Annotated in this window: 24 protein-coding genes; 15 read left to right on the plus strand and 9 right to left on the minus strand. The window is 64.6% G+C overall.

Features of this window, described 5'->3' with window-relative positions; translation table 11 throughout:
- Positions 1–166: 166 nt before the first annotated feature.
- The gene (locus BM115_RS12065; protein WP_143093878.1) at positions 167–1,411 is read left to right on the plus strand and encodes a glucosidase family protein; all 1,245 of its coding nucleotides are present in this window, start codon (positions 167–169) and stop codon (positions 1,409–1,411) included.
- Between the two features lie 73 nt (positions 1,412–1,484).
- On the opposite strand, the gene BM115_RS12070 is transcribed toward BM115_RS12065, so the two are convergent.
- From BM115_RS12070 to wecB, 8 genes are all read right to left on the minus strand, one after another.
- Positions 1,485–2,285 carry a hypothetical protein gene (locus BM115_RS12070; protein ID WP_092293988.1) on the minus strand — a complete coding sequence of 267 codons (801 nt, stop codon included), beginning with the start codon at positions 2,283–2,285 and terminating at the stop codon, positions 1,485–1,487.
- Between the two features lie 2 nt (positions 2,286–2,287).
- The gene (locus BM115_RS12075; protein WP_092293990.1) at positions 2,288–3,127 is read right to left on the minus strand and encodes a YaiO family outer membrane beta-barrel protein; all 840 of its coding nucleotides are present in this window, start codon (positions 3,125–3,127) and stop codon (positions 2,288–2,290) included.
- A 151-nt stretch (positions 3,128–3,278) separates the two neighbouring features.
- On the minus strand, positions 3,279–4,283 hold the full coding sequence (locus BM115_RS12080) for a prenyltransferase/squalene oxidase repeat-containing protein (protein ID WP_255370786.1): 1,005 nt from the start codon (positions 4,281–4,283) through the stop codon (positions 3,279–3,281).
- Positions 4,280–5,377, minus strand: coding sequence for a bactofilin family protein (locus BM115_RS12085; RefSeq protein WP_092293992.1), 1,098 nt, complete (start codon positions 5,375–5,377; stop codon positions 4,280–4,282). The genes BM115_RS12080 and BM115_RS12085 overlap by 4 nt, the downstream gene beginning before the upstream one ends.
- A 2-nt stretch (positions 5,378–5,379) precedes the next feature.
- A complete protein-coding gene (locus BM115_RS12090; protein ID WP_092293994.1) occupies positions 5,380–6,957 on the minus strand; it encodes a glycosyltransferase family 2 protein in 1,578 nt (525 codons plus the stop codon).
- Between the two features lie 64 nt (positions 6,958–7,021).
- Positions 7,022–8,800: a polysaccharide deacetylase family protein gene (locus BM115_RS12095; protein WP_177219900.1), complete on the minus strand. Its 1,779-nt coding sequence runs from the start codon at positions 8,798–8,800 to the stop codon at positions 7,022–7,024.
- Between the two features lie 145 nt (positions 8,801–8,945).
- Entirely contained in the window at positions 8,946–9,281 is a 336-nt protein-coding gene (locus tag BM115_RS12100; protein WP_092293998.1) for a hypothetical protein, read from the minus strand.
- Between the two features lie 79 nt (positions 9,282–9,360).
- Positions 9,361–10,545 carry a non-hydrolyzing UDP-N-acetylglucosamine 2-epimerase gene (wecB, locus tag BM115_RS12105; protein ID WP_092294000.1) on the minus strand — a complete coding sequence of 395 codons (1,185 nt, stop codon included), beginning with the start codon at positions 10,543–10,545 and terminating at the stop codon, positions 9,361–9,363.
- 811 nt (positions 10,546–11,356) lie between these two features.
- On the opposite strand from wecB, the gene BM115_RS12110 reads away from it, so the two are divergent.
- The 10 genes from BM115_RS12110 to metC all read left to right on the plus strand — a co-directional run bounded on the left by BM115_RS12110 (position 11,357) and on the right by metC (position 20,363).
- Positions 11,357–12,346, plus strand: a complete 990-nt coding sequence (locus tag BM115_RS12110; protein WP_092294002.1) for a Bug family tripartite tricarboxylate transporter substrate binding protein — start codon at positions 11,357–11,359, stop codon at positions 12,344–12,346.
- A 12-nt stretch (positions 12,347–12,358) separates the two neighbouring features.
- Positions 12,359–13,639: an LLM class flavin-dependent oxidoreductase gene (locus BM115_RS12115; RefSeq protein ID WP_092294004.1), complete on the plus strand. Its 1,281-nt coding sequence runs from the start codon at positions 12,359–12,361 to the stop codon at positions 13,637–13,639.
- Between the two features lie 159 nt (positions 13,640–13,798).
- Positions 13,799–14,794 carry a tripartite tricarboxylate transporter substrate binding protein gene (locus tag BM115_RS12120; protein ID WP_092294006.1) on the plus strand — a complete coding sequence of 332 codons (996 nt, stop codon included), beginning with the start codon at positions 13,799–13,801 and terminating at the stop codon, positions 14,792–14,794.
- Between the two features lie 101 nt (positions 14,795–14,895).
- Positions 14,896–15,720, plus strand: a complete 825-nt coding sequence (locus tag BM115_RS12125) for a transporter substrate-binding domain-containing protein (protein ID WP_092294008.1) — start codon at positions 14,896–14,898, stop codon at positions 15,718–15,720.
- Between the two features lie 11 nt (positions 15,721–15,731).
- Complete coding sequence (locus BM115_RS12130) at positions 15,732–16,610, plus strand: transporter substrate-binding domain-containing protein (protein WP_092294010.1); 879 nt, start codon at positions 15,732–15,734, stop codon at positions 16,608–16,610.
- Positions 16,607–16,765, plus strand: coding sequence for a hypothetical protein (locus BM115_RS27275; RefSeq protein ID WP_177219901.1), 159 nt, complete (start codon positions 16,607–16,609; stop codon positions 16,763–16,765). Before BM115_RS12130 ends, BM115_RS27275 begins: the two co-directional genes overlap by 4 nt.
- Positions 16,762–17,508, plus strand: coding sequence for an amino acid ABC transporter permease (locus BM115_RS12135; protein ID WP_092294012.1), 747 nt, complete (start codon positions 16,762–16,764; stop codon positions 17,506–17,508). Before BM115_RS27275 ends, BM115_RS12135 begins: the two co-directional genes overlap by 4 nt.
- Complete coding sequence (locus tag BM115_RS12140; protein WP_092294014.1) at positions 17,498–18,310, plus strand: amino acid ABC transporter permease; 813 nt, start codon at positions 17,498–17,500, stop codon at positions 18,308–18,310. Before BM115_RS12135 ends, BM115_RS12140 begins: the two co-directional genes overlap by 11 nt.
- A complete protein-coding gene (locus BM115_RS12145) occupies positions 18,297–19,151 on the plus strand; it encodes an amino acid ABC transporter ATP-binding protein (protein ID WP_092294016.1) in 855 nt (284 codons plus the stop codon). Before BM115_RS12140 ends, BM115_RS12145 begins: the two co-directional genes overlap by 14 nt.
- A gap of 12 nt (positions 19,152–19,163) precedes the next feature.
- On the plus strand, positions 19,164–20,363 hold the full coding sequence (gene metC, locus BM115_RS12150; RefSeq protein WP_092294018.1) for a cystathionine beta-lyase: 1,200 nt from the start codon (positions 19,164–19,166) through the stop codon (positions 20,361–20,363).
- Positions 20,364–20,465: 102 nt separating this feature from the next.
- On the opposite strand, the gene BM115_RS12155 is transcribed toward metC, so the two are convergent.
- Entirely contained in the window at positions 20,466–22,703 is a 2,238-nt protein-coding gene (locus BM115_RS12155; RefSeq protein WP_092294020.1) for a rhodanese-like domain-containing protein, read from the minus strand.
- Positions 22,704–23,027: 324 nt separating this feature from the next.
- On the opposite strand from BM115_RS12155, the gene BM115_RS12160 reads away from it, so the two are divergent.
- The 4 genes from BM115_RS12160 to BM115_RS12175 are packed head-to-tail and all read left to right on the plus strand — an operon-like array spanning position 23,028 to position 26,346.
- A complete protein-coding gene (locus BM115_RS12160) occupies positions 23,028–23,753 on the plus strand; it encodes a GntR family transcriptional regulator (protein ID WP_092294021.1) in 726 nt (241 codons plus the stop codon).
- On the plus strand, positions 23,750–24,490 hold the full coding sequence (locus BM115_RS12165) for an ABC transporter ATP-binding protein (RefSeq protein ID WP_092294023.1): 741 nt from the start codon (positions 23,750–23,752) through the stop codon (positions 24,488–24,490). The genes BM115_RS12160 and BM115_RS12165 overlap by 4 nt, the downstream gene beginning before the upstream one ends.
- 11 nt (positions 24,491–24,501) lie before the next feature.
- Complete coding sequence (locus BM115_RS12170; RefSeq protein WP_255370787.1) at positions 24,502–25,311, plus strand: ABC transporter permease; 810 nt, start codon at positions 24,502–24,504, stop codon at positions 25,309–25,311.
- Positions 25,312–25,320: 9 nt separating this feature from the next.
- Positions 25,321–26,346, plus strand: coding sequence for an ABC transporter substrate-binding protein (locus tag BM115_RS12175; protein ID WP_092294027.1), 1,026 nt, complete (start codon positions 25,321–25,323; stop codon positions 26,344–26,346).
- Positions 26,347–26,410 lie beyond the last annotated feature (64 nt).

The raw sequence follows: 26,410 nt of genomic DNA on the forward strand, positions 1-26,410 counted from the left end.
GGCGACGAGCAATGCACGCGTGGTAAGCGTCGCTTTGCGCGCTCGATCCAAGGTGTTTTCTTAGGCAAGTGATCAACCATTCTCCTGTGCTGTTTAGCGCAGGGTGACCTCGACTGCCCCCGCGCTTTTCTCCGCTTGTAACAGTTGGCAACAGCGAAGCGCTCCCTTGGCGTTTGACGCCTTGGGGCAACGTCCCTATGCACGCACACCCATCGTGCGCTCGGCGAACCCCGATTTACATCAATCAAGCAATCCAAGTATGGAAGTGAAATCTCTACACCCTTTGCATGACCTTCCCGCCAAGGGAACGGTTCTGTTGACCGCTCTTGTGCTGACCGTAGCCGGTTGTGGCGGCGATGGTGACCCTGCAGAATCGACTGCCGCGGCCCCCACCCGTCAGGTCGCGCAGGTGAATTCGGGCTTCGATATCCTCGCCAATCTGGATGCCTTGAAAATTACCACGGGCCCCTTTGCCGGCGCCTATCAGGTTGGCGTTGGCAGCAACTGGCTCAATTGGTATTTTGCGAATATCGGCCTGTTCGCCTTCATCAAGGACCGTCCCAATGAAGTTCGGACTTACATGGACTTGTATATCCGGAACGTCAGCCCTGCGAACTACACCATCAACGACGTCAAGTTTGGTGGCGATCTGAATTCCCCGATCCAGTGTCCCGCCGACTCCAACGATTCGTATGCGTCGACATTCCTGTCGCTGGCATCCGAGTACATGAGAGTCACTGGCGACATCGAATGGTTTCGGCGCAACCTGCCAGCTCTCAAGTCCATCGCGTATGCGAATCTGGCTGCCCCGCAAAAGCCGAACGGCCTGATCTCGGTCTTCCGGCAAGACTACGCGCCGCCGACCCATCCGACCTATTGCGCCAGCTTTACGCCGTCAAGCATCGCCTACACGGAAGACAATACGGAAAATTATCGGGGGCTGGTCGATTTTTCCAACGCACTCAAAGCGCTGGGCGATGCGGATGCAAGTTACTACAACCGGGTTGCCGCATCGGTTGCCGCGGGAATTCAGGGCCGATCCGATGGCTCGATCTTTTATGTCGCGGATGCCGAGAACACGCCCAATCCAAATTTCTATCCCGGTACGGTCACGCAGGTGTTTCCGCAGCTCTATGAAGTCCCCTTGTCCGCCGATGCGGTGTCCACACAGCGCCGATATGACAATGGCTACGCCTACCTGAGTGCGCACGCGCCGACCTGGTCCACCCAGATCGATCCGAGCGCAGGCTATCCGTGGATGCTCTTGGGCTACGTCGCGGCGAAACGAGGCGACACGGCGCGCGCGCAGCAGCAGATGGCACTGCTGCGAGCCAATAGCGGAAAGGCGATCATCAACGAGATTGGCTTCTACAAGCGCATTCTCGATGCGGGCGTCAAAGAGACAGGCTAACTTCCTGCGCCGTCGAGGGCCGACGCAGCGCTAAAGGGGCGGGCTGATGCCCGCTTCCACAACGCACTACGCGCTACCGTTCGACCCTCTCCCAACTCATCGCCCACCCATACAACGCAATACATCCGAACACCAGCATCGTGGGACCGAACACAAACGACAGCAGCGGCATCAACAACAATGAACAGGACACCATCAGGTAAACGTGCAACGTCAGCTGCATCGGCACCGCGATGATAATGAACACCAGCGTGAGCAACGTCAGGAATATCTTCTTCGGCCAGGAGAAGTCGAAGATGTAATAGACAAGCGCATGTCCCCATGGCAACAGGAACAGCAAGCTGGCGCAGGTCTTCAGGCCGTTGTCCACATAGCGGCTGGCCGTATACGGAAAGCTATGCGGCGCCACCGCGAAGAACAGGAGCGCCGTGCCCTGGATGAACACCGCGAACAGCAGGAAGTATCGCAACGGCAAATACAGGTCCCGTATCCGAAAGGCCATCAGGCAGACCGCGAGCGTCGCGATCAGCGTCATGCCCCATGTCACCGTGTCCGGCGCCGGTGCAACGACAGTGGTGTAAGGCAGGTTGAAGTCGAACCATGCCACCCGGGTCAACTGTTCGAGGACGACACCATCGATGCCGAGCTTGTCGATCCAGAAGCGCAGCACGCCCGCCCACAGCCAGCTGATATCGTCGCGCAGCATCCACTCGGCCAGGTTGAATCCCGCCGGTACGAGCATGATTCCCGCGATGGTGGGAAGGGATAACGTCAGGTGGTCCAGAGAGCGATGCCTGGCCAGGCACAGGGTGGTCAGGCCAAGCGCGTCGCTCTGGTCGCGGGTGGCGGCAGTATGTCCGTGAGGGTGCGTCATGGCTAGAACTCCGCGAAGACCCCGATTTCCGCCTGCTTGCGCGTATAGGACGGGTTGTCGTAGTAGATGGCGCGCAGGTTGATGCCATAGCGCTTGGTAATCCATTTACGCCAGGTCAGCGAGACCTCATGGCTCTTGAAGTCGCTCAGCAGGGCCTGCTCGCCGGTCAGTTGGTAGGCTTCGCTGCCGCCGTCGTACTTCAATGTGATGAACTGATCCTTGTCGCGGCCGTAGGCAATGGCGACAATGCCGCGATTGGAGCGGACATTGCCCGGGTCGCTGCGGTTCAGCCGTGCGCCCAACTGGAGGATCCAGGGCGCGTCGAAGTAATAGGTCAGGCCAAGCAGCAGGGTCTTGTCGGTATAGACATCCTTGGCGCGGTAGTAGGTAAAGCCAACGCTCGCCACCAGGTTCTTCTTCTCGAGCAGTTTGCGGAACAGCAACCCATCGGCCCGGAACTCGGGCAGGAAGAAGCCGCCCGCGCTGGTGCCGGCGCTGATGAAGCCATACCAGTTCTCGTCGAAGGTGCGCGTGTAGCCCAGGCCGAAGAACGTGCCCTGATCGCCAAAATGGCTCTGGTGGCTGATTTCGCCAGTGACGTAGTCCTTCGGGGTGAAATTGACCCCGCCTCGCACGTACTGGTCGTTCCAGTTGGCATTGTCGCCGGAGAGGTTGGCGTGGCCGAGGCCGCCTTCGATGAAACCGGTGAGCAGCGGCGCGAATGTTCTTGGCGGCGTGGCTTCCGCCTGGGCGCGGACATCGGTGGCGGCGAGCAGTGCCAGCATGCCCAGCAGGGGCAAGGCACGGGTGCCGTTGGTTCTGGTATCGGAGTGCTTTGCCATGCGTATCCTCTCGATCGTGAATCGATGTCGCACGGAAGGCCCTGCCAGGAGCCTCCGGCCCGCAAGCTGCCGATGCACCATACACCGCTTCGCCATGGGCGGTCGATGCGAACTGGCCCGAAGGGCAGGTTATGGTCGCGGGTGATGCAAATCAGCGACACCGCATGCCAGCCGGAGGCGGTGCCACCACCTGTTCCGCAGTGAGGCGTGACGCGAATGCCAGGTACAGCGCCTCCTCCAGGACATTCCAGTGCGTGCCATGCCGGAACTGGATGGAGCGCATGCGCCAGCACGCAATCGCTTCCTTGTCTCCCATCTTGTCGGCCACCAGGGCCACCAGTCCCCACGGAAAGTCGGCCTCGGACATCTGCAGCCAGACCATGCGGTTCTCCTTCATCCACAACGCGTAGGCCGCCGCATGGGGCCGGCTGGCGGGCCGGATATCGGCCAGGATGGGGAAGATCTGCGCCACGGCGTCCGGGTAGAACTCCGACTCGGTGCGTGGCTGGGTGCTGACGAGGTAGCCCAGGTTGGGGCGCCAGAACACCCGCAGGATGTCCTTGTCGAGCTGTTCGGCCTTGCGCATCCAGCCGGCGGCGCCTGCGGCATCGCCGCGGCGCCGGTGATAGTCGCCGACAGCCTTGAAGGCACTCGACACTTCCACGTTGTCCATCAGCAGGGCCACCGGAAGCTTGGCCGAGATCAGGTAGACGCCGGAAGCCGGGGCGCGCAGGGTGTCCAGGTGCCGGCTCGCCTTGTCGAAACTGGCCTGCCACGCCGGCGGCATGCCCTTGGGCGGCGCCGCGCGTACCAGCAATTCCATCCAGACCGCCATCAACGCGTCGTCGGCGTCAGCCTCCTGGCACGAGACGAAGCGCTGGCCTTTCACGCAGTAACGGTCGAAGCGTCCGTCCGCGTGCTGGCGCGGAAGCAGCCAGCCGATCCAGCGGATGGCCGCGGTTCGCGTGGTCATGCCGGCGTCCTGCGCCGCCAGCAGTGCCTTCGACGCAAAGTACGGATCGATCGAGTCCCCGTTGAAATAGGTCGTGATCGCCCCGTCGGGCCGCTGGTAGTCGGCCATCACCAGCTCGGCGGCGCGCGCCGGCGCGGTGAGGCTGGTGGCAATCAGGAGGAGCAGCGTGAGCAATGTCTTCATGGTGTGCCGGGGCATGGTGGAGTGGCCGCATGGCCATCCGACAAGACCCTTCCTCCCTCCGGGGCGCATGCCGCGCCATAAACCACTGTTCCGGCGCACACGCGAAGCACCGGCGCCACCAGGGTGGTGCATTTGTCCGCTGTGCCGATCGTACAGCGCGCGCCGACATCGATCTCGCGCTCGGCGGCCACGGGTCCGGCGATGACGCATTCGCGCGCCACCGAGATGGCGCCCGCGGCAATCAGGGCCCCGTCGATGCGCACCCGCGTACCCAGCCAGATGCCACCGCTTGCCTTGACGCTGCCAATGATGCGCGCCCCGGTGCCGATCCACAAGTCGCCATGCACGACAAGGTCGCCGCGATACAAGGTGCTGGCGGGAAATGTCAGATCATGCGTGACCAGCCAGCGGCCGTCCCTGGCTTCGGGCGGCACGATGACGGCATGGGCCCAGTCTCCCCCGGCCGGTGCGGCGGCATCCATGTCGAATGGCACGCCAGCGTGGCGTGGGCCGAACCAGATCACCGCGGCGCTGACCGAGGTGAACTCGCATTCGTCTTCCAGGCGGATGCCGTACAGCGCCGAAGCTGGCCCGAGCAAGCGCCCCTTCGCCTCCACGTGGATACTGCGCGCATGCGCCCAGCGCTGCAGCTCGCTGCCGCTGCGCATCAGGATCTCGCCTTCGGACAGCAGTACCTGCGTGCGATTGCGCCGGCCCGTGGAAATACTGCGGCGGCCGTAGATAGGCCGGGAAAACGTGTGGAGATCCGGAAGCACCAGCGATCCGCCGGTGACGATGGCGCGCTCGCACACGCCATCGAATGCCTCCGCCGCCTTCGGCATGAACTTGCCAGTGACATGGACTACGGGGCCCAGGTCGTCGAGTGGGTGTGCCACGGCGTGCAGGCCGTTGCCATCGCCATGCCGCGCGGCGAGCGCGCGGAATCCCGCCGCCACCGCCGCGACGTCCAGCGTATGTTCGCCATCGATGGCCAGCGGGTGGGTATCGCGGCGGCGCCGCCACTCGATCACGGACGGCAACAGCGGCAGCGCAAAGACCAGCATGGTGAGCGTGCCGAGCAGCAGGGGCCACATGGTCAGCTCCTCTGCCGGTAGCGCGCCGTCTTGTCCCACCGCATTTCGCGGCGCAGCAGGTAGTCGAAGACCACCTGGCTGAAGATGGCGCGCGACACGGCCAGCATGCTGACCAGGAAGCCGAAGTAGTTCAGTGGCAGCAGGCGGATGCGTTCACGTGTGCCGTCCAGGTAGACGGCAGCCGCGATCTCGAAGAACGCCGCAAAATTCCCGAGCGTCCCATACGACATCAGCGCGAACAGGATCACGGCTTCACCGAACAGCGAAAGACCGCCGGCATAGAACAGCAGGATGGCCATCAGCCAGCCGAGCAGCATCAGCGGCGCCATCATGTAGATGCCGAGCAACGCCACGCCGTCGATCTTTTCGAACAGACCGTGGTGCCGGCAGGTGGCCATCTTCAGCCCGTGTCGAAACAACGCCTGATTGTGGCCCTTGGTCCAGCGCATGATCTGTCGTATGCGCACCGGCCAGGTCTCTGGCACCTCCTCATAGCATTCCGACCAGTTCTGGTAGACCGTCTTCCAGTTGGCCAGCAGCAGCCGGTAGGTCACGTCCGTGTCTTCGGCCAGCACATCGTCGTGCCAGCCGCCCACGCTGCGCAGTGCCCGCATCCTGACGCCGCCGACGGTACCGCCATACTGCGGCACCAGGCTCAGGTTCATGCGCGCCTGCTGGTCCACCTGGTAGCCGCCAGAGCGTTCCAGGTCCAGCAACCGCGTCAGCAGGTTGCTGCCCAGGTTCAGCGGCACCACGCGGCCCATGGTTGCGCCAACCTCGGGATCGAAGAACGGGGCCACCAGTTGCTTGAGCAAATTTACAGGCGGCAGGTAGTCCGCATCGAACACGATGATGATGTCGCTGGCGACGGCCTCGCTGGCATCCTTCAGGGCGGCGGCCTTGCCGGGCTTGCCACTCGTGCGGTGGAACGGCGTGACACGGCCCGGGTATTGCCGGACGAAGTCGTCGATGATCTCGCGCGTGCGGTCGCTGGAGCGGTCATTGACGGGCATGATGGTGAGCCGATCGACGGGATAGTCCGCGTGCAGCAGGCACTTCAGCGACCCGGCGATCACCGCCTCCTCGTTATGTGCCGCGACCAGCACGGTCAGGGTGGGCCAGTCCGCGATGTCGATGTCCAGGTACGGGTGGCGCTGCTCCCCGAACAGCCGGTTCAGCGTGAACAGGTAGTGACGAACGGCATAGAAGAGCACCAACCCCACGATCAGCATCAGCACGACCGTCATGGGCCGCGCGATCGCCCGGGTTTCCTCGCGCAGGGGCGGCTTCAGCGCCGCGACGTTGGAGCGGGGGCGGGGGCGCAGCGCTGGCTCAGGCGCGCCATCGCTTTCCAGCGTGTCCAGCATCGGCATCGCAACTTCCATCGCGCCGGCACCGGGTCCGGCAGCGGCGAGCGTCACGGTTCCTGGCGACGGCCTGGTGGCGGTTTTCGGAGGGACGGACCCGCGGGCGAACGATTCGCCCCTCACAGGTGCTTCCGTGGCCTTCGTCTCGGGCGCGGACATGCTGAAGACCAGCAGTGCGTTCATCGAGAGAAACAGGCGATACACCAGGCGCATGCTCAATGCCCTCCCGTGTCGTTTTCCGTGGGGCTTGCCATGCTGCCGCAGCCAACCCCGCGCATCAGTGCTTGCCGGCGACGAATGCCAGCGAGTTGCCCCCCGTAGCGGTGACGATCCAGTTGGCGGCATCCCACGTCACCGTGGCGAGTCCCTGCGTCACCACCGGCTGGCTATAGCCGGAGCGCGGCAGGACCCAGGCCATGTCGGTCAGGTCGGTCGGGTGGCTGGCCTGGAACGACCATGCGTTGCCGGTATCGGTGGCCTGCCAGGTGGTCTGCTCGCGACGCTGGCCGAACTGCGCCAGGGTATCCATCGTGTACCAGTTGAACTGCCCGCTGGCCTTCAGGTTGGCGGCTTTGTTGAACAGGGCATTGAGCACCGTCGGGTAGTCGGCGGCGCCCCGCGGATGCATGTAGATCAGCCGGCCGGTGCGATTCTTCACCACGAAGTCGATCAGTTGCCGGTACCAGGTGGTGATGGTGGCAGCCGGAACGTTGAACTCATCGAACTCTTCGAACGTGGCATAGGGCCCGAACGGCATCACCGGGAAGGCACGGATGGTGTTGTTCGACAGCACGCCATTGCGATAACTCCGCGTCGGTGCCATGCCCGTATGGCCGAGGAAGTAATAACTGCTGTTGCCGTTGGCCTCCAGCCAATTGACGGACCACTGCGGTGTATTGCCTTCCGGCGCGGCGTATTCGACGGCCGGTATCGCGGTGGCACTCTCCACGCTTTGCTTGTTCATCACCAGGTACTGCTCGAAGGTGGCCTGGTTGGTCTCGCTGGCGTTGGCGCCCCAGAAATCATGAATCCAGCCCCCATGACTGCCAATCCGGTGCCCCTTGGACAGCAGGTACGCCACCAGCTGTTGGGCCGTGATGTTGCCGGACAGGTTGACGCCTTTGGCGTCACCGCCGGTGATCTGGTCCGGACCCGCCGTGATGGAAATGGAGAAGGGGCCGTTGTTGAAGGTACCCCGGCTCTTGAGAACGTTCGCGGGTGCAACCTGGTCACCCGCGCAGAAGTGCCAGTTCAGCACCAGGCCGCCACGTGCCTGAGGCTGGGCCGAGAGGCGCGCCATCTTCATCAGGTTGCTGCCGAAGTAGCGCAGGAAGCCGTGCATCAGCATGCCGTCCGTCTGGCCCTTCAGGTACGAAAGTGGCAAGTTGACGAACAGCACCCGCCCCGATCCGACATTGCGCAACCCCGCCACGAGACCGAAGTTCGGCGAGGTCACCAGGGCGGTGCCCGTATAGGTGCCTTGGGTGACGAAACTCGGATAGATCAGGAAGCCGTAGACATAGCCCGAGATGCCTTCCACGGGATCGGTGCCCGCCGCATCCCACACCATGGATTTTCCCGGCGGCACCTGCAGGGTCCTGAGCGTGGTCCCCAATGCGGTGATCGGTCCCACGCCAATCATGTTACCGAGCAGCTGGTCGTAGAGCACGTAGTCAACGCCGGCCAGGCTGCTGAGCCGGCTTTTGGGCGATGCATAGAACCCCGTGGTGGTCAGCGCGCCGAAGTCGTACACCAGCATCAGTTGCCCGCCCTGGTTCGCATACGTATCGAGCGCCGCGATCAGCGCATCGCTCGCATTCACATGGACCTGGTCTGGCAGGATCACGCCGGAGAACTGGGCGGGGGTAATCCCCTGCTGGAATTGCGTGTCGTTGATGACGGTGATCTTCAGTCCCTCTTCCTGTGCGGCGTCCAGCCACGCCGAGACGCGCGGATCGGGAAGGCTGAGGCCATCGGGCACCAGCAGTGCGATCTGGTTGGTGGCGGCATGCGTCATGGCCGGCAAGACAGCGGCCAACGCGAGCGCAAGGAGCATCAACGCGCTCGTGCGCCGCAGGAAAGATTGGAGTTGGTTGAACACGGTCATCTCCCAACGCGATGAATATCGGTTTGCCTCCCGGTACAAGCCAGGCGGCCGCGACGCGTACATACGCGTATGCGTGCGTGTGCCTGAACGGCCGTCAGTCCGGCTCGGCCGCCGGCGCCGGTGCAAGCGTGTACTGGCCCGAACGCACTTTTGGCCCGGCTTTGACCTTCTTCGGCTGTTTAGCCTTGATCTTGTCTTTTTGCGCCTTGTCCTTGCCCTTGCCTTCGGATTCGTAGGCGAAGTCGAGCTGGACGCCATGGTCGTAGCCTGCCAGCCCTCCGGGGTCCGCCGGACTCGCGGGCAGGTAGAGCGGCGCGCCAGCCGTCGCCGTCGTCGCTTCGCCGGTCAATGCGGCAAAGGTGGTGGCGGGTGCCGTGGCACCCGCGACAGCCACAGCTGTTGCTGCTGCTGCAATACGTGAGAGGTTCATTGCTTCGCTCCTCTTGACCAACTACCAGCCCGGCGGGCGGTTGCGCTGAACCGCCGATGTCGCCAGGACAGGTCCTGTACTACAGGCTGACGGCGTCGGCATCGGCCGACTCGTCGCCGCATTCCCCATATGCACCGGGGTGCTCGCCCTCCAGCGCCTGCACGATGCGTTCGCTGGCGCGGCCGTCGCCGAACGGGTTGTGGGCACGCGCCATGCGCGCGTAGGCCTCCGCATCGTTCAGTAACTGTTCTGCCGCCACGATGAGCCTTGCCGGATCGGTACCCACCAGCCGCGCTGTGCCGGCGGCCACGGCTTCCGGCCGCTCGGTGGTTTCCCGCGTGACCAGTACCGGCTTGCCCAGCGCCGGCGCTTCCTCCTGGATGCCGCCCGAATCGGTGATGATCAGGTGGGCGCGCGACATCAGGAACACGAAGGGCAGGTAGTCCTGGGGCTCGATCAGGTGGATGTCCGGATGCCCGCTCAGGATCGCCTGCACCGGTTCTCGCACGCGCGGGTTGAGATGCACCGGGTAGACGATCTGGATATCCGGATTGCGGTCCGCCAACGCGCGCAGCGCGGTGAACAGGCGCTCGAATGGCGTACCGAAGTTCTCGCGACGATGCCCCGTTACCAGCACGAGCCTGCGCGACGCATCCAGGAAGGGATAGCGCGCGCTAAGTTGGCAACGCATCTGCACATCGGCATCCAGTCGGGCCTTGACCCGCAGCAGGGCGTCAATGCCGGTGTTGCCAGTCAGGCTGATGCCGCAGGGATCGACACCTTCGCGCAACAACGCTTCCCGGGCCTGCCGCGTCGGCGCGAAATGCCAGGACGCCATCACGTCGGTCACGCGCCGGTTCATCTCTTCAGGCCAGGGGGCGCCGAGATTGCCGGTGCGCAGTCCCGCTTCGACGTGTCCGACGGCCACGTTGCGATAGAACGCCGCGAGCGTTGCGGCCAGGGTGGTCGTGGTGTCGCCATGCACAAGCATGGCATCCGGCAGGAACCGGTCCAGCACGGAGTGCACGCCGGAAAGCACACGCGTGGTGATGTCCGACAGGCTCTGACCATGGCTGATGACGTTCAGGTCGAAGTCCGGAACGATGTCGAAGAGCCGCAGTACCTGGTCGAGCATTTGCCGGTGCTGGCCCGTTACGCATACCCGGAGGTCGAAATTCGCGGATTCCCTGAGCCGATGGATGAGCGGTGCCATCTTGATGGCCTCGGGGCGGGTACCGAATACAGCCAGCACTGTCTTGGGCATGTCGGTCTCTCCTGCAAAAGGGGGTCATGCCGCCGGGGCGTTGGCGATGCTGCCGATCGCCTTTGTCCCCACACTTCCCGCGCGCAGGGCGCTGCGGATTATTACCAGCCAAACATAACCATGGCGCACTTATGTCCCGTGAAGCTACATCACGACAGAGGGGAGCGATGCCTGTGCCACCCTCTCGTAGCACGTTGAATCCATAGAGAATTCGGACAAGTCAGCGAACGCATACATCGCCTCGGGTGTGGAAACGGTTGCAGGAGCGATACGGGGGGCGAACCGTGCATCGGGATCTCGATGCCGACGCGGTATCCGATGCTGCACCGGCACCCCCCACAACGCCTGAGAAGTCTGTTGCACGGGGCGTGAATTCCATGGGGTGGTGAGATGTCGGCTTTCGGCGTCGTCCGGCAGATGTGTTGCGGGCTCCTCGACCGGAGGGTCGCAACACAATGTGGGCGGTGGAAAGCCGGGGGCACACGTGGAGCGAAATGGGCCTTGTGGACTACAGCAAAGGGATGACGAATGTCGAGCTGCCCTCACCCGGGAGCGCTGAGATCCCTCTTACGACTTAGCCCCCGGGAGTACCGACCGGGAGGGGGCATTGGTTACAAGAATGAACATCGTGCAGATCAGAGTTACCTATTTCCTGAAGTGGTCGCATCACCCGTGGCCCCGGGTGCAAGCCGCTTATCACCTGAGCGGCTAACGACATGACGAATCGGCAGTTCCGGCGCCACGCGTATCGACCTACGATGGTCGGTCTGCTTCATGCGCCCAAGCCCATCTTTTTCCGTTCCCGATCGTCATGCACTTTCCCGCTCTACCTGCGCCCCTGCGCGCCGCGCTTGCGGTACTCGCCGTGCTCCACGCCGCCACCGTGACCGCATCTGCACAACAGCCCTTCCCGTCGAAGCCGATCAACTACGTGGTGCCCTATACACCCGGAGGCACCAATGACAACGTCGCACGGATCATTGCCAGGCGGCTGGCCGAGAAGGCTGGACAACCGGTGGTGATCGAATACAAGGCCGGCGCAGGCGGCACGCTCGGGGCCGGCTTCGTGGCGGCGTCTCCGGCGGACGGATACACACTGCTCAATACGTCGATCGGCAACCTGGCCATCGCTCCGCAGTTAATGACCGTAAAGTTCGACCCGTTTTACGACCTCGTGCCCGTTGCCTATATCGGCAACTCGCTGGCGACGGTGGCTATCAACCCAGCGCTGCCGATCCGAACACTGCCGGAGTTGATTGCCTACGCGCGCGCGAATCCCGGCAAGCTCACGTTCGCCAGTTCGGGCAATGGCACCCCGGGGCACCTGGCTGGCGAACTGCTCAAGCGGCTCGCCAACATCGATATCCGGCACGTGCCCTACAAGGGCAGTGCGCCGGCCGTGGCCGATGTGGTGGCGGGCCACGTGGACCTGGTTTTCGATCCGCTCAGCACGCAGTTCATCAAGCAGGGTAAGCTGCGCGCGCTCGCCTACTTCGGTGGTGCGCGTTCGCCAGACCTGCCCAACGTGCCCAGCATCCGCGATGCGGGTATCAAGGGCTGGGAAGACTCGCTGGCCGGTGCATTCTTCATCACCGCGCCGCGCAACGTGTCGCCCGAGGTGCTGGCCAGGCTGCGTCAGTGGATCGGCGAGATCCTGGCAGAGCCCGACACCGTTGCCGCGCTGGGCCGCGTCCAGGTGGATGTGCAGACGCTGACGGCGGAGCAGACGTCGCAGCGCATCCGCCAGGTACACGAGATTGCCGCGCGTGTGGTCAAGGACAGCACAGTGCAGGGAAACTGAGCAGAGACAATCATGAAACTTGGATTGTTCCTGCTCGCGGCCGGGCATCATGCGGCCGGTTGGCGATACCCAGGCGCCGAGTCTGGTACCGAGAACATCGACCTGGTCGTGCGTATGACACAGGCGGCCGAGCGCGCGAAGTTCGACATGGTGTTCTTCGGCGACCGGCTGCTGACTTCCGCCGACGCCCATCCTTCGATGATCACGCGCCCCGATCCGCTGGCCATGCTCGCTGCGCTGTCGATGGTGACCACACATGTCGGGCTGGCTGCCACCGCGTCGACGACATACAGCGAACCGTTCAACCTGGCGCGAACGCTGGCGACCATAGACAAGTTGTCGCGCGGCCGCGCCGCGTGGAACATCGTGACCACATTCGCGGACGGCTCGGTGAACTTCAGCCGCAGCCGTCACCCCGATCACGCCGAACGCTATGCCATTGCCGAAGAGTTCGTCTCGGTGATAAAGGGGCTTTGGCGCTCGTGGGATCCGGACCCGTACGTTCAGGACAAGGCTGGTGGCATCTATATCGACGTGGACAAGATGCACCCGCTGAACCACGAAGGCCGTCACTTCTCGGTCGCCGGCCCACTCAACGTCACGAACAGTGAACAGGGACAGCCCGTGCTGATCCAGGCAGGTTCGTCGGGCCCGGGCCAGGCATTGGCCGCGCGTCATGCGGAAGTTGTTTTCACCGCGCAACAGGACCTCGAATCGGCGACCGAGTTTGCAAACGGCCTGCGCCGGCAGGTGGCTGAAGCGGGACGCGATCCGCGTCATTGCCTGATCATGCCCGGCCTGATGCCGATCATCGGCGCGACCGAGGCAGAGGCACACGACAAGCTCGCGCAACTGCAGTCCTTCACCGACCAGTCGAATGCGTTGGCCATCCTGGCCGAGCAACTCGCCGTCGACGTGTCTGGCTTCGCGCTCGACGCGCCGCTGCCGCCATTGCCCGCGCAGGTCGTCGTGCATAGCCGCAGCGCGTTGCTCATCAGGCTGGCGCGTGACCGCGGGCTAACGCTGCGCCAGCTCTATCATCTGGTGGCCAGTGCGCGCGGCCACCAGATCGTGGTTGGCACCGCCGCACAGGTGGCCGACCACATGATCGAATGGGTGCGTGCCGGCGCCGCCGATGGCTTCAACATCATGCCCGCCTATTTCCCCGGTGGATTTGAAGACTTCACGCGCGAGGTGGTGCCGCTCCTGCAAGCTCGCGGAGCGTTCCGACGCGACTATGAGGGCCGCACGTTGCGGGACCATCTTCAATTGCCACTTCCGCAGGGTCGTTGACGCCACGTTGAGCGTGCAAGTCGGGCGCGCATATCCAAGTGCGAAAAGATTTGTTCGTATTGGATGCATCCCTCCATAAGCTGATTGGTCCGTGACATTGCTTGACTGCATGCCGACATCGTGTCGGCAGGCGTGTCCGGACTCATACTGGCTTTCATCATGCTGCGCCGCAGACTGCTCGACACATTGAAATCCGCACTGGTGGCCTTTGCCTGCTCCGCCTGCGCAACCGCCGCCATCGCCGACACGCCGGCCGACAGCTTTCCGGCCAGGACCGTCCGCATCATCGTACCGGTGTCGGCTGGCGGCAGCGCCGACAAGCTGGCCCGTACATTGGCGCAGAAGCTCAGCGAGCGGTGGCACCAGAGCGTGGTGGTCGAAAACGTGTCCGGCGCCAGCGGCACAATTGGCGCGGCCCAGGTGGCCCGCGCCACGCCGGACGGCTACACGTTGCTGCTGGGCGGCGAAGGCGTAACGCTAAATGCTTCGCTGTTCAAGCGGCTGCCCTACGACACGCGGCACGCATTCCGTGGCGTGACCAAGGCTGTCGTCAGCCCGCAGATCCTGGTCGTCCGTCCCGACCTGGGCGTGAGAACCTTCGGCGAGTACCTGGCGCTGACGCGGCGCAAGCCCGGCGAACTCGCGCTGGGATTGCCCGGCAATGGTGGGATCGCCCACGTCGCGCATGAAATGCTGTCGCGCCAGCTCGGCATCGAGGTCAACTACATCCCATACCCCGGCGGCGGCCCTGCCACGCTTGATCTGCTCGGTGGCCATATCGACGCCACACTGATCACGCTGGCCGCCGTCACCGACTACGTGCGCAACGGACGCCTGACCGCGCTCGCCGTCACCACGCCCTACCGTTCGAAGGCGCTCCCGCAAGTGCCCACGATGGCCGAATCCGGTGCACCGGGCTTCGCGGTGGAAAGCTGGCAGGGCCTGCTCGCCCCGGCCGGCACGCCAACCGAGGTTGTCGAGCGCATCAACCGCGATGCCACGGCCGTGCTGACCCAGCCGTCCACCAGGCAGCAGCTTGAAGAGGCCGGCTTTGTTGTGGTGGCCTCTTCGGCGCGGGCGCTCGACGACACGCTATCGAAGGATTTGCCCCGATACGCGGCGGTCATCGTGTCTGCCGGGATCACGCTGAACTAGCTGCTGCGCACCGCCGCCGCACCCCTTCATGGGAATCTCCCTTGCTGTGCAGCGATGCCTTTTCCAGGCGCCGGCTGACCAGCTTCCACTACCCAAGCCTCATGACAACCGACCACACCCTGCGCGCCATCGCCGCACTCGCGTTCACCCTCCTCGCCACCCAGCCGGCGCACGCTGATGCCACGCTCGACAAGATCAAGCAACGCGGCAAAGTTGCCATCGGCGTGCTGGTCAACGGGGGCCCTTTCGGATCGATCGATCCTGCGACCCAGCAACTGATCGGCTGGAATCCCGAACTTGCCCGCGACCTCGCCCGGCGGCTAGGCGTGGAAGCTGAACTCGTACAGGTCAATCCGTCGAACCGCGTGCAGTTCCTGCAGGCAGGCAAGGTAGACCTGCTGATCGCCTCGATGGAGTACAACGCCGATCGCGGTGAGCTGCTGTCCTATGCGCCCACGCCGTTCTATCGCGTGGGCGGCACCGCCGCGGCGCTCAAAACCAGCGGCATCCATCAATGGGATGACCTTCGCGGCAAGACCGTCTGCGCATCGCAGGGCAGCAGCTTCGTGAAGCCGCTGCAGGAGCAATACGGCGCCCAGGTACGCGGTTTCAAAACCGCATCCGAATCGCTGCTGGCCTTGCGTGGCGGCCAATGCGTGGCGGCGGTCCATGACGCCACGCTGATCCATCCGCTGCTGCGTACCAATGCCGAGTGGGCCGGCTACGCAGCGCCGATTCCGACCGAGATCCTGCCCGCGCCATCGGTGGTCTGGGCGCGCAAGGGGGAGGCGGATACCGTCGCCGCAGTAGACAAGGTCGTGCAGGAATGGCACCGCACGGGCTGGCTGATCGGCACGGAGAAGCGGCTTGGCATTACGCCGCCGCAGCCACTGCTGCCCGAGTTGCAAGCCAGGTACAAGGGTTGAGGGGGCGCCCGATGGACAAGCGTCTCGTATCGAGCGCCCTGCTCCTGGCTGGGGTCGCGCTGGCGCATACCGCATGGGCTGACGCCACGCTCGACAGGATTCGGCAGCGCGGCAAGCTGTCGGTGGGCATCGATGGCGCCAGCCCGCCATTCGGCCTCCTCGACACTGCGACCGGCAAGACCGGCGGCTACCAGACGGAACTGGCGGCAGACCTGGCCCGGCGCCTTGGCGTGCAACTTGAGACCGTACCGGTAACCGCATCCACGCGCGTGCAGTTCCTGCAGGCCGGCAAGGTCGACCTGCTCGTGGCCAACATCCAGTGGACGCAGGAACGCAGCGAGATTCTGAGCTTCGCGCCCACGCCCTACGACCTGGTCGGCGGCGGCGCGATGGTGTCCAGGCAAAGCGGCATCAAACGCTGGGAGGATCTGCGCGGGAAAGTGGCCTGCGTATCTCAGGGCAGCAACTTCGCGAAGCCGCTGGCCGAACAGTACGGCGCCATCGTCAAGGGCCTGCGCGGCATTCCGGAATCCCTGCTGGCGCTCAAGGGGGGCACGTGCGCGGCGTCAGTGCATATCCAGCCAGCGCTGTACCAGACGCTGACCGGCCCCAACAAGGCCGAGTGGACCGCCTTCGCGCTGGCCACCGAAGATCAGTTGATCCCGTCCCCAACCGTCGTGTGGACGCGGCGCGGCGAACAGGACACCGTGGCGTTTGTCGACACGGCCATCCGCGACTGGCATCGCACCGGCTTCCTGCTCAGCCAGGCCCGCAAGTTCGGCGTGCCGGACGGTGCCTATATCAGGGCCGCCCACGACCATGCCCGCCAGGGCAAGTTCGACGTGGCGCCGCAGGATTTCACGGTCTTCACGGAAAGCCGGAAACCATGACCACGCCGTCGATTCCGTCGTCCCAGCGTGCCCGTCGCGTCCGGCTGTCGCCGATTGCGGCCGCCGGGCCGCGCCATGTGCTGGAAGCGGCATTGCGGCGCATCGCGCAGGCCGTGGGCACGCTGCGCCCCGCGCCAGCGGAGGCGCGCCCATGATTGACGCCTGGATCGTCTCCGTCATCGCCGCCCTCAAACCGTTGGGCCTGAACTATGCGTTCGTGCTGGACACCACGGAGCGCACCGCGTTTCTCCACGGATTGGTCGTCACGCTGCAACTCTGCGCACTGACGATTCCGTGCAGCCTGGTAGCTGGCGCGGTCCTGGCCGCGCTACTCACGTCCGGCAAGGCGGCCCTGGCCACGCCAGCGCGTGCGTTCGTCGAACTGACGCGTAACACGCCCACGCTGGTACAGCTCTATTGCGGCTTCCTCGTGCTGAACATGCTGATTACCCAGCATCTGCACAACTTGGGCAGCAGCAATCCGCTGACGCCGTTCTTCTGGGTCGTCGCCGTCGTCTCGCTGCACAAGGCCGTGTTTCACGCCGAGGCGCTCCGCGCCGGCATCGAAGCCGTGCCGGGGGCCACACTGGAAGCCGCGCGCTCGCTGGGGTTCTCCCGCCGGCAACTGCTGCTGCAGGTCGAATTGCCGCTGGCCGTCCGATTCGCGCTGCCCGCGCTGGTCAACAACCTCGTCGACCTGGTCAAGATGACTGCCGTCGCGTCGGCCATCGCCGTCGGCGACGTCACGTACGAGTCCATCATGATCTGGACCCAGCGCGACAATGTGCTGGAGCTGCTGCTGTTGATCCTGGCATGCTTCGGATTGCTGACCTGGCTGGTCAGCCGAACAGGACGCTGGCTGGAACTACGCTTGAGGATGCCCGGCTATGGCCAGTAATCCGCTCGCCCTGCGCTGGCGCGTGGCGCCCAACCCCGTCAGGAGCGCCCTCCTCAGCCCCTGGGCGCTCGCCGCCGTGTGCGTGCTGGCCGTGGTCGGATTCTGGACCGCGACCGGTAGCACCTCGGCTGTATTCCGCAATCTCTGGACCTGGTCACCCGCGCTGCTGCGCGGCATGGGGGCCAATATCGAGATCAGCATCCTTGCGATGGCGCTCGGCACACTGGCCGGCCTGGTCATCGGGGCGCTGTCCCTGTCCACCTATCCTTGGGTACGCCACATGGCGCGTCTGTGGGTACAGGCGTTCCGCAACGCGCCCATCCTGGTGCTCGTGTACTTCACCACCTACGTGTTCCCGTTCGAGCTTCACATCGCCCATTGGACCGTGCCGTTCCCGGACTGGATCAAGGTCGTGCTGGGTCTCGCACTCCCCGCCAGTGCCAATGTGGCCGAGATTTTCCGCGGCGCGATCCAGTCGATTCCAAGTGCTCAGTGGGAGGCCGCCCAGTCGCTGGCGTTCCGTCGCAGCCAGATTTTCCGGCTCATCGTACTGCCGCAGTGCCTGCGACGCATGCTACCGCCGTGGATGAACCTGTACGCGAGCATCACCATGAGCACGTCGTTGGCCTCCCTGGTTGGCGTGCACGACGTGGTCGATACCGCCCAAGTGGCCAGCAATACCGTGGCCCGCACCGATTTCACGGTGCTGGTCTACTTCACGCTGCTGGGCCTTTTCTTTGCTTACTGCTATCCGATCGCGCGCGCCACGCGTGCGCTGGAGCGTCGTCATGACCGCCACTGATTCCTTCCTGCGCAGCCGGCAGTCGCCAGCGCCCGCCGCACCACTTGTCGCGCTGCACGATGTCCACCTGACCTTCGGCGACAACAGCGTGCTCAAGGGTATCGACGTCGAGGTACGACGCGGCGAGGCCGTGACCATCATCGGGCCGTCCGGTTCGGGAAAGAGCACGATCCTGCGCTGCATCACTGGCCTGCTGCGGCCGCAGCAGGGGCAGATTCGCGTTGGCGATACCGCGGTGGAGACCCTGTGCACCGAAGACGAGCTGATTGCGCTGCGCAAGCGCGTGGGCTTTGTCTTCCAGCAGTACAACCTGTTTCCGCACCTGACCGTGCTGGAGAATCTGGTGATCGCGCCCACTCGCGTGAATGGCCGCACCCGCCGCGAGGCCGAGCAGGAAGCCCATGCGCTGCTGGGCAAGGTGCGGCTGTCGGACAAGGCACACGCCTATCCGGGCGAGCTGTCGGGCGGTCAGCAGCAACGGGTGGCGATTGCCCGGGCGCTAGCCATGCGCCCGGAGCTGATGCTCTTCGACGAGGTGACGTCTGCGCTCGATCCCGAAACCGTTGGCGAAGTGCTGACCGTTATCCGTGAACTGGTGGAAGACGGCATGACCTGCGTGCTGGTGACGCACGAAATGCGTTTCGCGGCCGAAATCAGCGACCACATCTATTTCACCGAGGCTGGTCGCATCGTCGAGCACGGTCCGCCCGAGCAGATCTTCGGCGCTCCCCGCCACGAACGCACGCGCGCATTCCTGCGCCGGGCGCTGGGCGCCATCCCGCGCCTGCCCGCCGGATTCAATGCCGCGTTCGCCCCGGCATCCGCAACCATCCAAGGCTGACAAGGACGATCGATGAGCCAGAATTCCGCAGACGGCATCCACACGCGGCTACTGCATGCCGGCGCACCGCGCCTGCGCAACGGCGTCGGCCCCGTCAACGTCCCTGTGGTGCGTACCAGCACGGTGCGCTTCGAGGATATCGAGACGCTGGCCGACCGTCAGCACCGCCGCTCACACGGCGAGCGCATTGCCACCTACGGTCGCCACGGACTCGACACGCATGAGGCGCTGGAAGACGCGCTGTGCACGCTCGAAGGCGGGCATCGTGCATTCCTCACGCCGTCCGGATTGTCGGCGATTACGCTGGTGCTGCTGGCGCTGCTCGGTCCGGGCGATCATGCGCTGGTTTCCGACACGGTCTACGCACCACTGCGTCGGGTTGACCAGACACTGCTGCAGCGGCTGGGCGTGCAGATTCAGTACTTCTCGCCCGCACACGACAACCTTGATGCATTGATCCGCACCAATACGCGGCTCGTGTACGTGGAGTCGCCGGGTTCCTTGCTGTTCGATGTCCTGGATCTGCCTGCCCTGACCGCCATTGCCCGCGCGAGGGGCGTTCCCGTGGCCATCGACAACACGTGGAGCGGCGGCTGGTTCCTGCAGCCGCTGCGGCTGGGGGCCAATATCTCGATCCAGGCTGCAACCAAGTACATCGCTGGCCATTCCGACGTGATGCAAGGGGCAGTCGTGGTCGACGGCCAGGCAGTGGCGGACCGCATCGCCAACGCGCACGAAGCGCTGGGCCTGACGATTGGTGCCGATGACGCCTACCTGGCATTGCGCGGACTGCGCACGCTGCCCGTACGGCTCGCGCAGCACCAGCGTAACGCCACCGAGGTAGCGCAATGGCTACAGCGGCAGCCGCAGGTCGCCCGGACCTTCTATCCTGCGCTGCCCGAAGACCCCGGCCACGCGCTCTGGAGGCGCGATTTCACCGGCGCCAGTGGGCTGGTGTCGTTCGCTCTGCTGGGGACAGACCATGCCGCCGCCGGCCGTCTGGTCAATGCCTTCCGGCTGTTTTCGATCGGCGCTTCGTGGGGCGGCTACGAGAGCCTGGCAATGGTGGCGCCGGCCGAACGGCTCAACGCATCCCGAACTTGGCAGGAACATGGCAACAACGCCCCGGTCATCCGTCTGCATGTCGGCCTGGAAGATCCGCGCGACCTGATCGCGGATCTTCAGCAAGCTTTCCAACGCACCATCGCCTGAGGAAAGCATGCGCGACATCGACCCATTCGCCCGAGACACGCGGCGGCGGCCACGGCGGCTCTGCCAGGTGTATGCGCACGCCGTCTGGCGTGGCAGTTCGATTCAACTCGCCGTCTCGGCCGCCGCGATCAGGCGGATGCCGATGTCGCCCTCGCGCCCCAGTTGTTCCACGAGATTGACCTCCCAGTCGAGATACGCCTGGAAGCCGGCATTCCGTTGCGCGACATCGGAATGCTGATACGGGCTGAACCAGTAGTCGTCGTCGCCGGTCAGCACCCGCTCGCCACCCGTTCCCACGGGTAGCCCTGCAGCCACCCACGCCTGCGTACCGCCGCTTAGGTAGCGGGTATCACGGCCAGTACGCGCCACCAGTTCCGCGGCTACCGCGCGCGCGAGCACACCATCCGACGAAGTGATCAGGATGACGTGATCTGCCGGAATGTCGGCAATCAGCGCTTCCAGCCGGTCTGGCACAGCGAAATACGCGCCCTCTGCATGGCGCTTCTCGTAGGCGGATCGTCGCTCCACATCGAACAACCTTGCCGTGCCGGACGCCAGCCGTTGCGACGCCTGCTGCGCCGACACCGGCGCGGCAGGCGGTTGCGATATCAGCACGCGCACCGGCTCCGGGCCGGTCACGAGACCCGCATGGGCCTGAGGAGCGTAGACGAAGACCTCGTAGCCGCCTAGCTGCGCCAGCCACGCGGCCGTTGTCAGCGCGCGCACGCCGTCGAAGTCCGCCAGAACAATGCGCGCACGGCGCGTGGCCAGGTACTCGTCGGTCGCCTGCACCAGTTGCCCGCCTGGGGCCCAGCGCCAGCCGGGCAGATGGCCCCCCTCATACTCGCTGCGCGTTCGCACATCGAATCGGTACAGCGTACGCGTCTGCGACACTGCCTCCAGTCGTTCCAGGCCGGCGGCGTCGATCCTCTGTACACCCGCGCGCGCGGCCACATGCTCGGCGCGAGCACGGGCGCCATCGAGCGTTGTGGCGGATGGCTCCGGCAGCGGCGTCACGCGCCCCTTCGCCAGCATCCGGCCAGACAGCAACCAGGCCATCGTACCGTCCTTGAGCGACGCCACCGGGTTGGGAATGCCCGCATCGATCAGCGTTTGCGCGCCCACAATGCTGCGCGTGCGGCCCGCGCAATTGACCACCACAAGCGTGTCGGGGTTCGGCGCAAGTTCGCCAATTCGGTAGACCAGCTCCGCACCAGGCAGGCTATGCGCGAACGGGAGGCTGAAATCGGCAAACTCCTCGGTGGTGCGGCTGTCGACCACGACGATGTCGTCGCCTTCTTCGATACGGCTGTGCAGCTCGTCGACGTCGATCCAGGGCGTATGCTTCTCGTGCTCGATGACCTCGCCGAACGCCTTGCTGGGAACGTTGCTGCCCGTGAACAGCTCATTCCCGGTCGCAGCCCAGGCGGCGACGCCACCTTCGAGCACGGACACATTGCCCCAGCCCAGGCGTACCAGCTTTGCGGCCGCCTGGTGTGCGAGCGCGTCGGCATTGCCGCCGCCGTCGAGCAGTACGATGCGCGTGTCGCGTCTTGGCACCAGGCGATCGATCAGCAGTTCCAGGCGCCACAATGGTGCGGACGCCGCCAGCAGCGGATGGCCCTTCGTATGGACGCCAGTCTCGCGAACATCGAGCAGCGCGATCTCCTGCCCATCGGCCAGCGCCTCCTTCAGCGCTGCGGCCCCGATCACGGGCGCGGCCAGCCGGCGCGGCGGGCCAAAGTGGCGGTACGTGCCGCCGGCCTTGCTTTCGAACACCACGCGGCCTGCCAGACGATCCAGCGCCAGCCCGTAGAAGTGCAAATGCAGCCCTTTCTCCTCACCGATCAGTTCGATTGTGTGTACGTCGTCCGGCAGCAACGTCACGGAGGTGCCAACCACGACATCGAATTCGTCGATCTCGTGGAGTGTGTCGCGCGCCGGGTCATCGGTCCCCTCACGCGCGTAGAAGTTGTTCCGTTCGCGGCCACTGATGCCGGCAATGATCGCCCATGTGGTGTGATCGTGCGGCGGTTGCGCCTTGCCTGGCAGCCCGGCTGACACATACAGCGCGAACCTGCCGTCGATATCCTCGGCCAGGCGGTAGACCTGTGCCGGGTTGCTGGCGGACACCGGAAAATGCTCACCTGGAAACAGTTCGCGTTCCTGGCCGAGTGCCTCCAACGCCCGCGCAACCGGTTCGAGCCCAGCCTTGTCGGTCACAGCAGTGCTTCCGAGCAGGCGGCGCGCTTCGGCGATGAATCCGGCTACGGCCCGGTGACGGCGGCTGGCGATGTCGGTTCCTGCTGCAGCAGGGAAAGATGTCTGAGATGCGGTCATGTCGAAGGGCCAAAGGGTCGGATGGGGACAAGCTACCGACTCTAGGGCCTGCCGCGTGCGCAAGGAACGAACAAACACGCACAAGGTTATGCGTGATTGGCAATAGGCCGCGGCGTGATGAGCATCGGCCAGAAGACCCATGTGGCCCGTGCCACGATGTCAGCCTGAGCATCCCACAAGCCTGAACTGCCCAGTCATAGCGGCCCCTTCATATGCTTCTGTAAATCTGTTCGTTTGCTTCCCCACAGCCCGGCCCTAAGCTACGCCCATGTATTGCAAGGCGGACATGAATGCCGCCAGACGACCGCCAAGGAGCAACGAACAATGAGCGTGCAGGCTGGAATTGCAGAGGAGACGCAGGACGCCAGCCTGGGCCTGGCCGCCTACGCGGCACTGCGCCGCGACATCCTGTCCTGCAAGCTGGTGCCAGGCACGCTGGTCACCGAAGGCGAGCTGATGACGAGCTACGGCTTCGGCAAGAACAGTTGTCGCATTGCGCTCACGCGGCTAGCCCACGACCGCCTGATCTTTGCCCGGCCACGTCGCGGCTACCAGGTGGCGCCCATCACGCTCAAGGATGTGGAGGAAGTCTTCGCCCTACGTGTACAGCTGGAACCGATGGCGGCCCGGCTCGCCATCGGCCGCGTCGATACGGGGCTGCTGCATGGGCTCGAGGCGGCTTGCCGCGATGAGTACGCGATTCCGGCACCACGCCGCATCGACAAGTTCATGGACGCGAACAAGCAATTCCACCTTGCCATCGTCCAGGCTACTGGCAACGAGCGGCTGACGCGCACGCTGTCGTCGCTGATGGACGAGATGTCGCGGCTCGTCGCGCTCGGCTTCAATGTCCAGCGCGTGCGTCCGGAGATCCGCCATGACCACAGTTCGCTGATCAAGGCGTTCGAGGATCACGACGAGAAGGCCGCCGAAACGATTGCGCGCCGTCACATCGAGGCATTCCGCACTCAGACCATGGAAAAGGTCTACGCCAGCTTGTCGCAGGCCGGCACATCCCTGCCCCTGCGTGTTGTGGGAAATTTCGCATGAATCCGCCCATTCTGTCTGCGCTGGGGATCGTTAAGCGCTTTGGCGCCATCACGATTCTGGACCGTATCGACGTGGCCGTGCGCCGCGGGGAGGTACTTGCACTGGTGGGTCCGTCTGGCTGTGGCAAGAGCACGCTGCTGAACATCCTGTCTGGGCTTTTGACCCCAGACGCCGGCCAGCTCGCGGTGGACGGCGTGCCCGCGACGCAGGTTTCTGACTGGCGCCGTATCGGCTACATGTTCCAGGAAGATCGGCTGCTGCCGTGGCGCAGCGTGCGCGACAACGTCGCGTTCGGCCTCGAAGCCAGCAGCCTCTCGCGGGCCGGCCGTCGCCGTCGGGCAGACGAGATGCTCGAACTCGTCGGCCTGCACGCCCGGGGCGATGCCTGGCCGCACGAGCTGTCGGGTGGCATGCGCAGCCGCGTAGCGCTGGCCCGCAGCCTGGCCGTGCAGCCCGAAGTCCTGCTGATGGATGAGCCGTTCTCCAAGCTCGATCCTCAGACCCGCAGCCAAATGCATGAGGAACTGCTGCGCATCCAGGCGTGCAACCGCATGACCGTCGTCTTCGTCACGCACGATATGGAAGAAGCCGTGGTGCTGGCCGATCGCGTGATCCGGCTGGCAGCGCGGCCCGGCCGCGTAGCCGACGTGGTCAACCTGGAAGAACTGCTCCGGCCACGTGTCCCCACCGAGCCGGTCGTGGCAGAACAGGTGCGCGTACTGCGCGCCGCTGCATGAGGAAAGGCATCGTGACAGCGGCCGCTTCCCGTCATCTCGCCACGCTGGTGCTGCAACGCCTGCTACTGGTGGCCCTGCTGCTGGGGCTGTGGTGGTGGGGCGCTACGCGCGTGCCGTCGTTCGTGCTGCCCGGCCCGGAGAAAGTCGGCTTGGCCCTGATTTCGCTGTGGCACAGCGACACCTTCGCCGCCGACGTGGCCGCCACGTGCCGACGCGTACTGTCCGGTTTCGTGCTGGCCACCTTCGTTGGCAGCGGCCTGGGACTGACGCTGGGCGCAAGCCGCGTCCTGGCCCGCTTCTTTGAACCGGTACTGACGGTCTTCAACACCGTGTCGTCGGCCATCTGGGCCATCTTCGCCATCATCTGGTTCGGCATTTCCGATGCTACGACGGTTTTTGTCGTGTTCATGACCGCCATGCCACTGATCCTGACCAATGTCTGGGAAGGCACCAAGACCGTCGATCTCCACTATGTCGACCTGGCACGCAGCTTCCGCATGTCTCGGCTCCAGGTGCTGCGCAAGATCTACGTGCCGACAATCCTGCCGCATTTCTTCGCCGGCGCGCGACTGGCGTTCGGGTTCGGCTGGCGCGTATCGCTTGTGGCCGAGACGATCGGGTCGTCCAGCGGCATCGGCTATCGGCTGCGGCAAGCCGCCGACCTCGTGCAGACGGACCAGGTATTCGCGTGGACCGTCCTGCTCGTCGGCCTGATGCTGCTGCTCGAAGGCGGCTTGCTGAAGCCCGCGGAACGCTGGTTGTTCCGCTGGAAGGCAGCGGCGCGGCAATCGTCTATCCCCTCCGTTTCCTTCCAAGCCTGAGACTTCATCGTGCGCAAACTACTGTCAGCGGCCGCCGCCGCGTTCTCCGCCTATTCCGCATTCATCGCGCTCTCCTACGCCGCGATCACCCCTGCGACGGCCAGTGCCGCCGAGCCGGCGCACACCGTCAAGATCGGCTATTGGACCAGCGGCGTCAGCCTCGGCTATGGGTCGGTTCTCGAAACCAAGGATTTCCTGGCCAAGCGTGGCGTGCGCGCCGAGTTCGTTCACTTTCCCGACGTCAACGCGCCGCTGCGGGCGCTGGCTTCCGGATCGATCGACCTTGCGTTCGGCGCACCCGTAGCCGGGGTGTTCGGTACCGCCGCATCGGGCGTGCCCATCCGCATCTTTGCCGCGACACAGCCAGCCGATGTGCAGTTCGTCGTGCCAAAGGATTCACCGATTCAGTCGATCCGTGAGCTAAAGGGAAAGAAGGTGGGCATGTCGCCCGCCGGCTCCTCGGTCGCGGTGATTGCCGGGGCCGTGCTCGCCGGGAACTATCAGATCAGGAGCGGCGACTTCGCGCTGGTCGGTGGCAACGAATCGCGCCTTGCGCAGTTCCTGGTCCAGAAGCAGGTGGATGCGGCGGCGCTGCGCTCGGTCACCGTGGAGCAACTCGGCGACGAACTGCCGGTACGCAAGCTGGGCACGTTCGCCACCGAATGGAAGACGCTGACACAGTCCGATGCCGTGCCCTACATCGGCGTGGGCGCTGCGCGCGCCGATCTGGTCGACAACCATCCGGAAGTGGTGGCACGCGTGATTGCTGCCTTGCGCGACACGCTGGCCTGGGGCAACGCAAATCGCGACGAAGTCGTTCAGATCCTGCAGAGGAAGGCCAACCTTCCGGCGGACGATGCCAAGGTCTATGTCAGCCACTGGAACGATATGAACCGCGTGACCTTCGAGCCCGCGGACATCGCCACGCTGCGCCGCCAGCACGCCGTGTTCGTCGAATCCGGCCTCGTCAAGGGCGAACTGAAGGACGATCTGTTTGCCCTCAAGCCCTATGCGCAGGCCAAGGCGCTCAAGTAAGCCCGCCTGACTGATTCCACCTTTTCCATTCCGCCTTCCCATCCCCCAAAGGAATCCATCGTGA

Origin of the sequence: Cupriavidus sp. OV096 (assembly GCF_900115455.1) — a bacterium.
Classification (GTDB): Bacteria; Pseudomonadota; Gammaproteobacteria; order Burkholderiales; family Burkholderiaceae; genus Cupriavidus.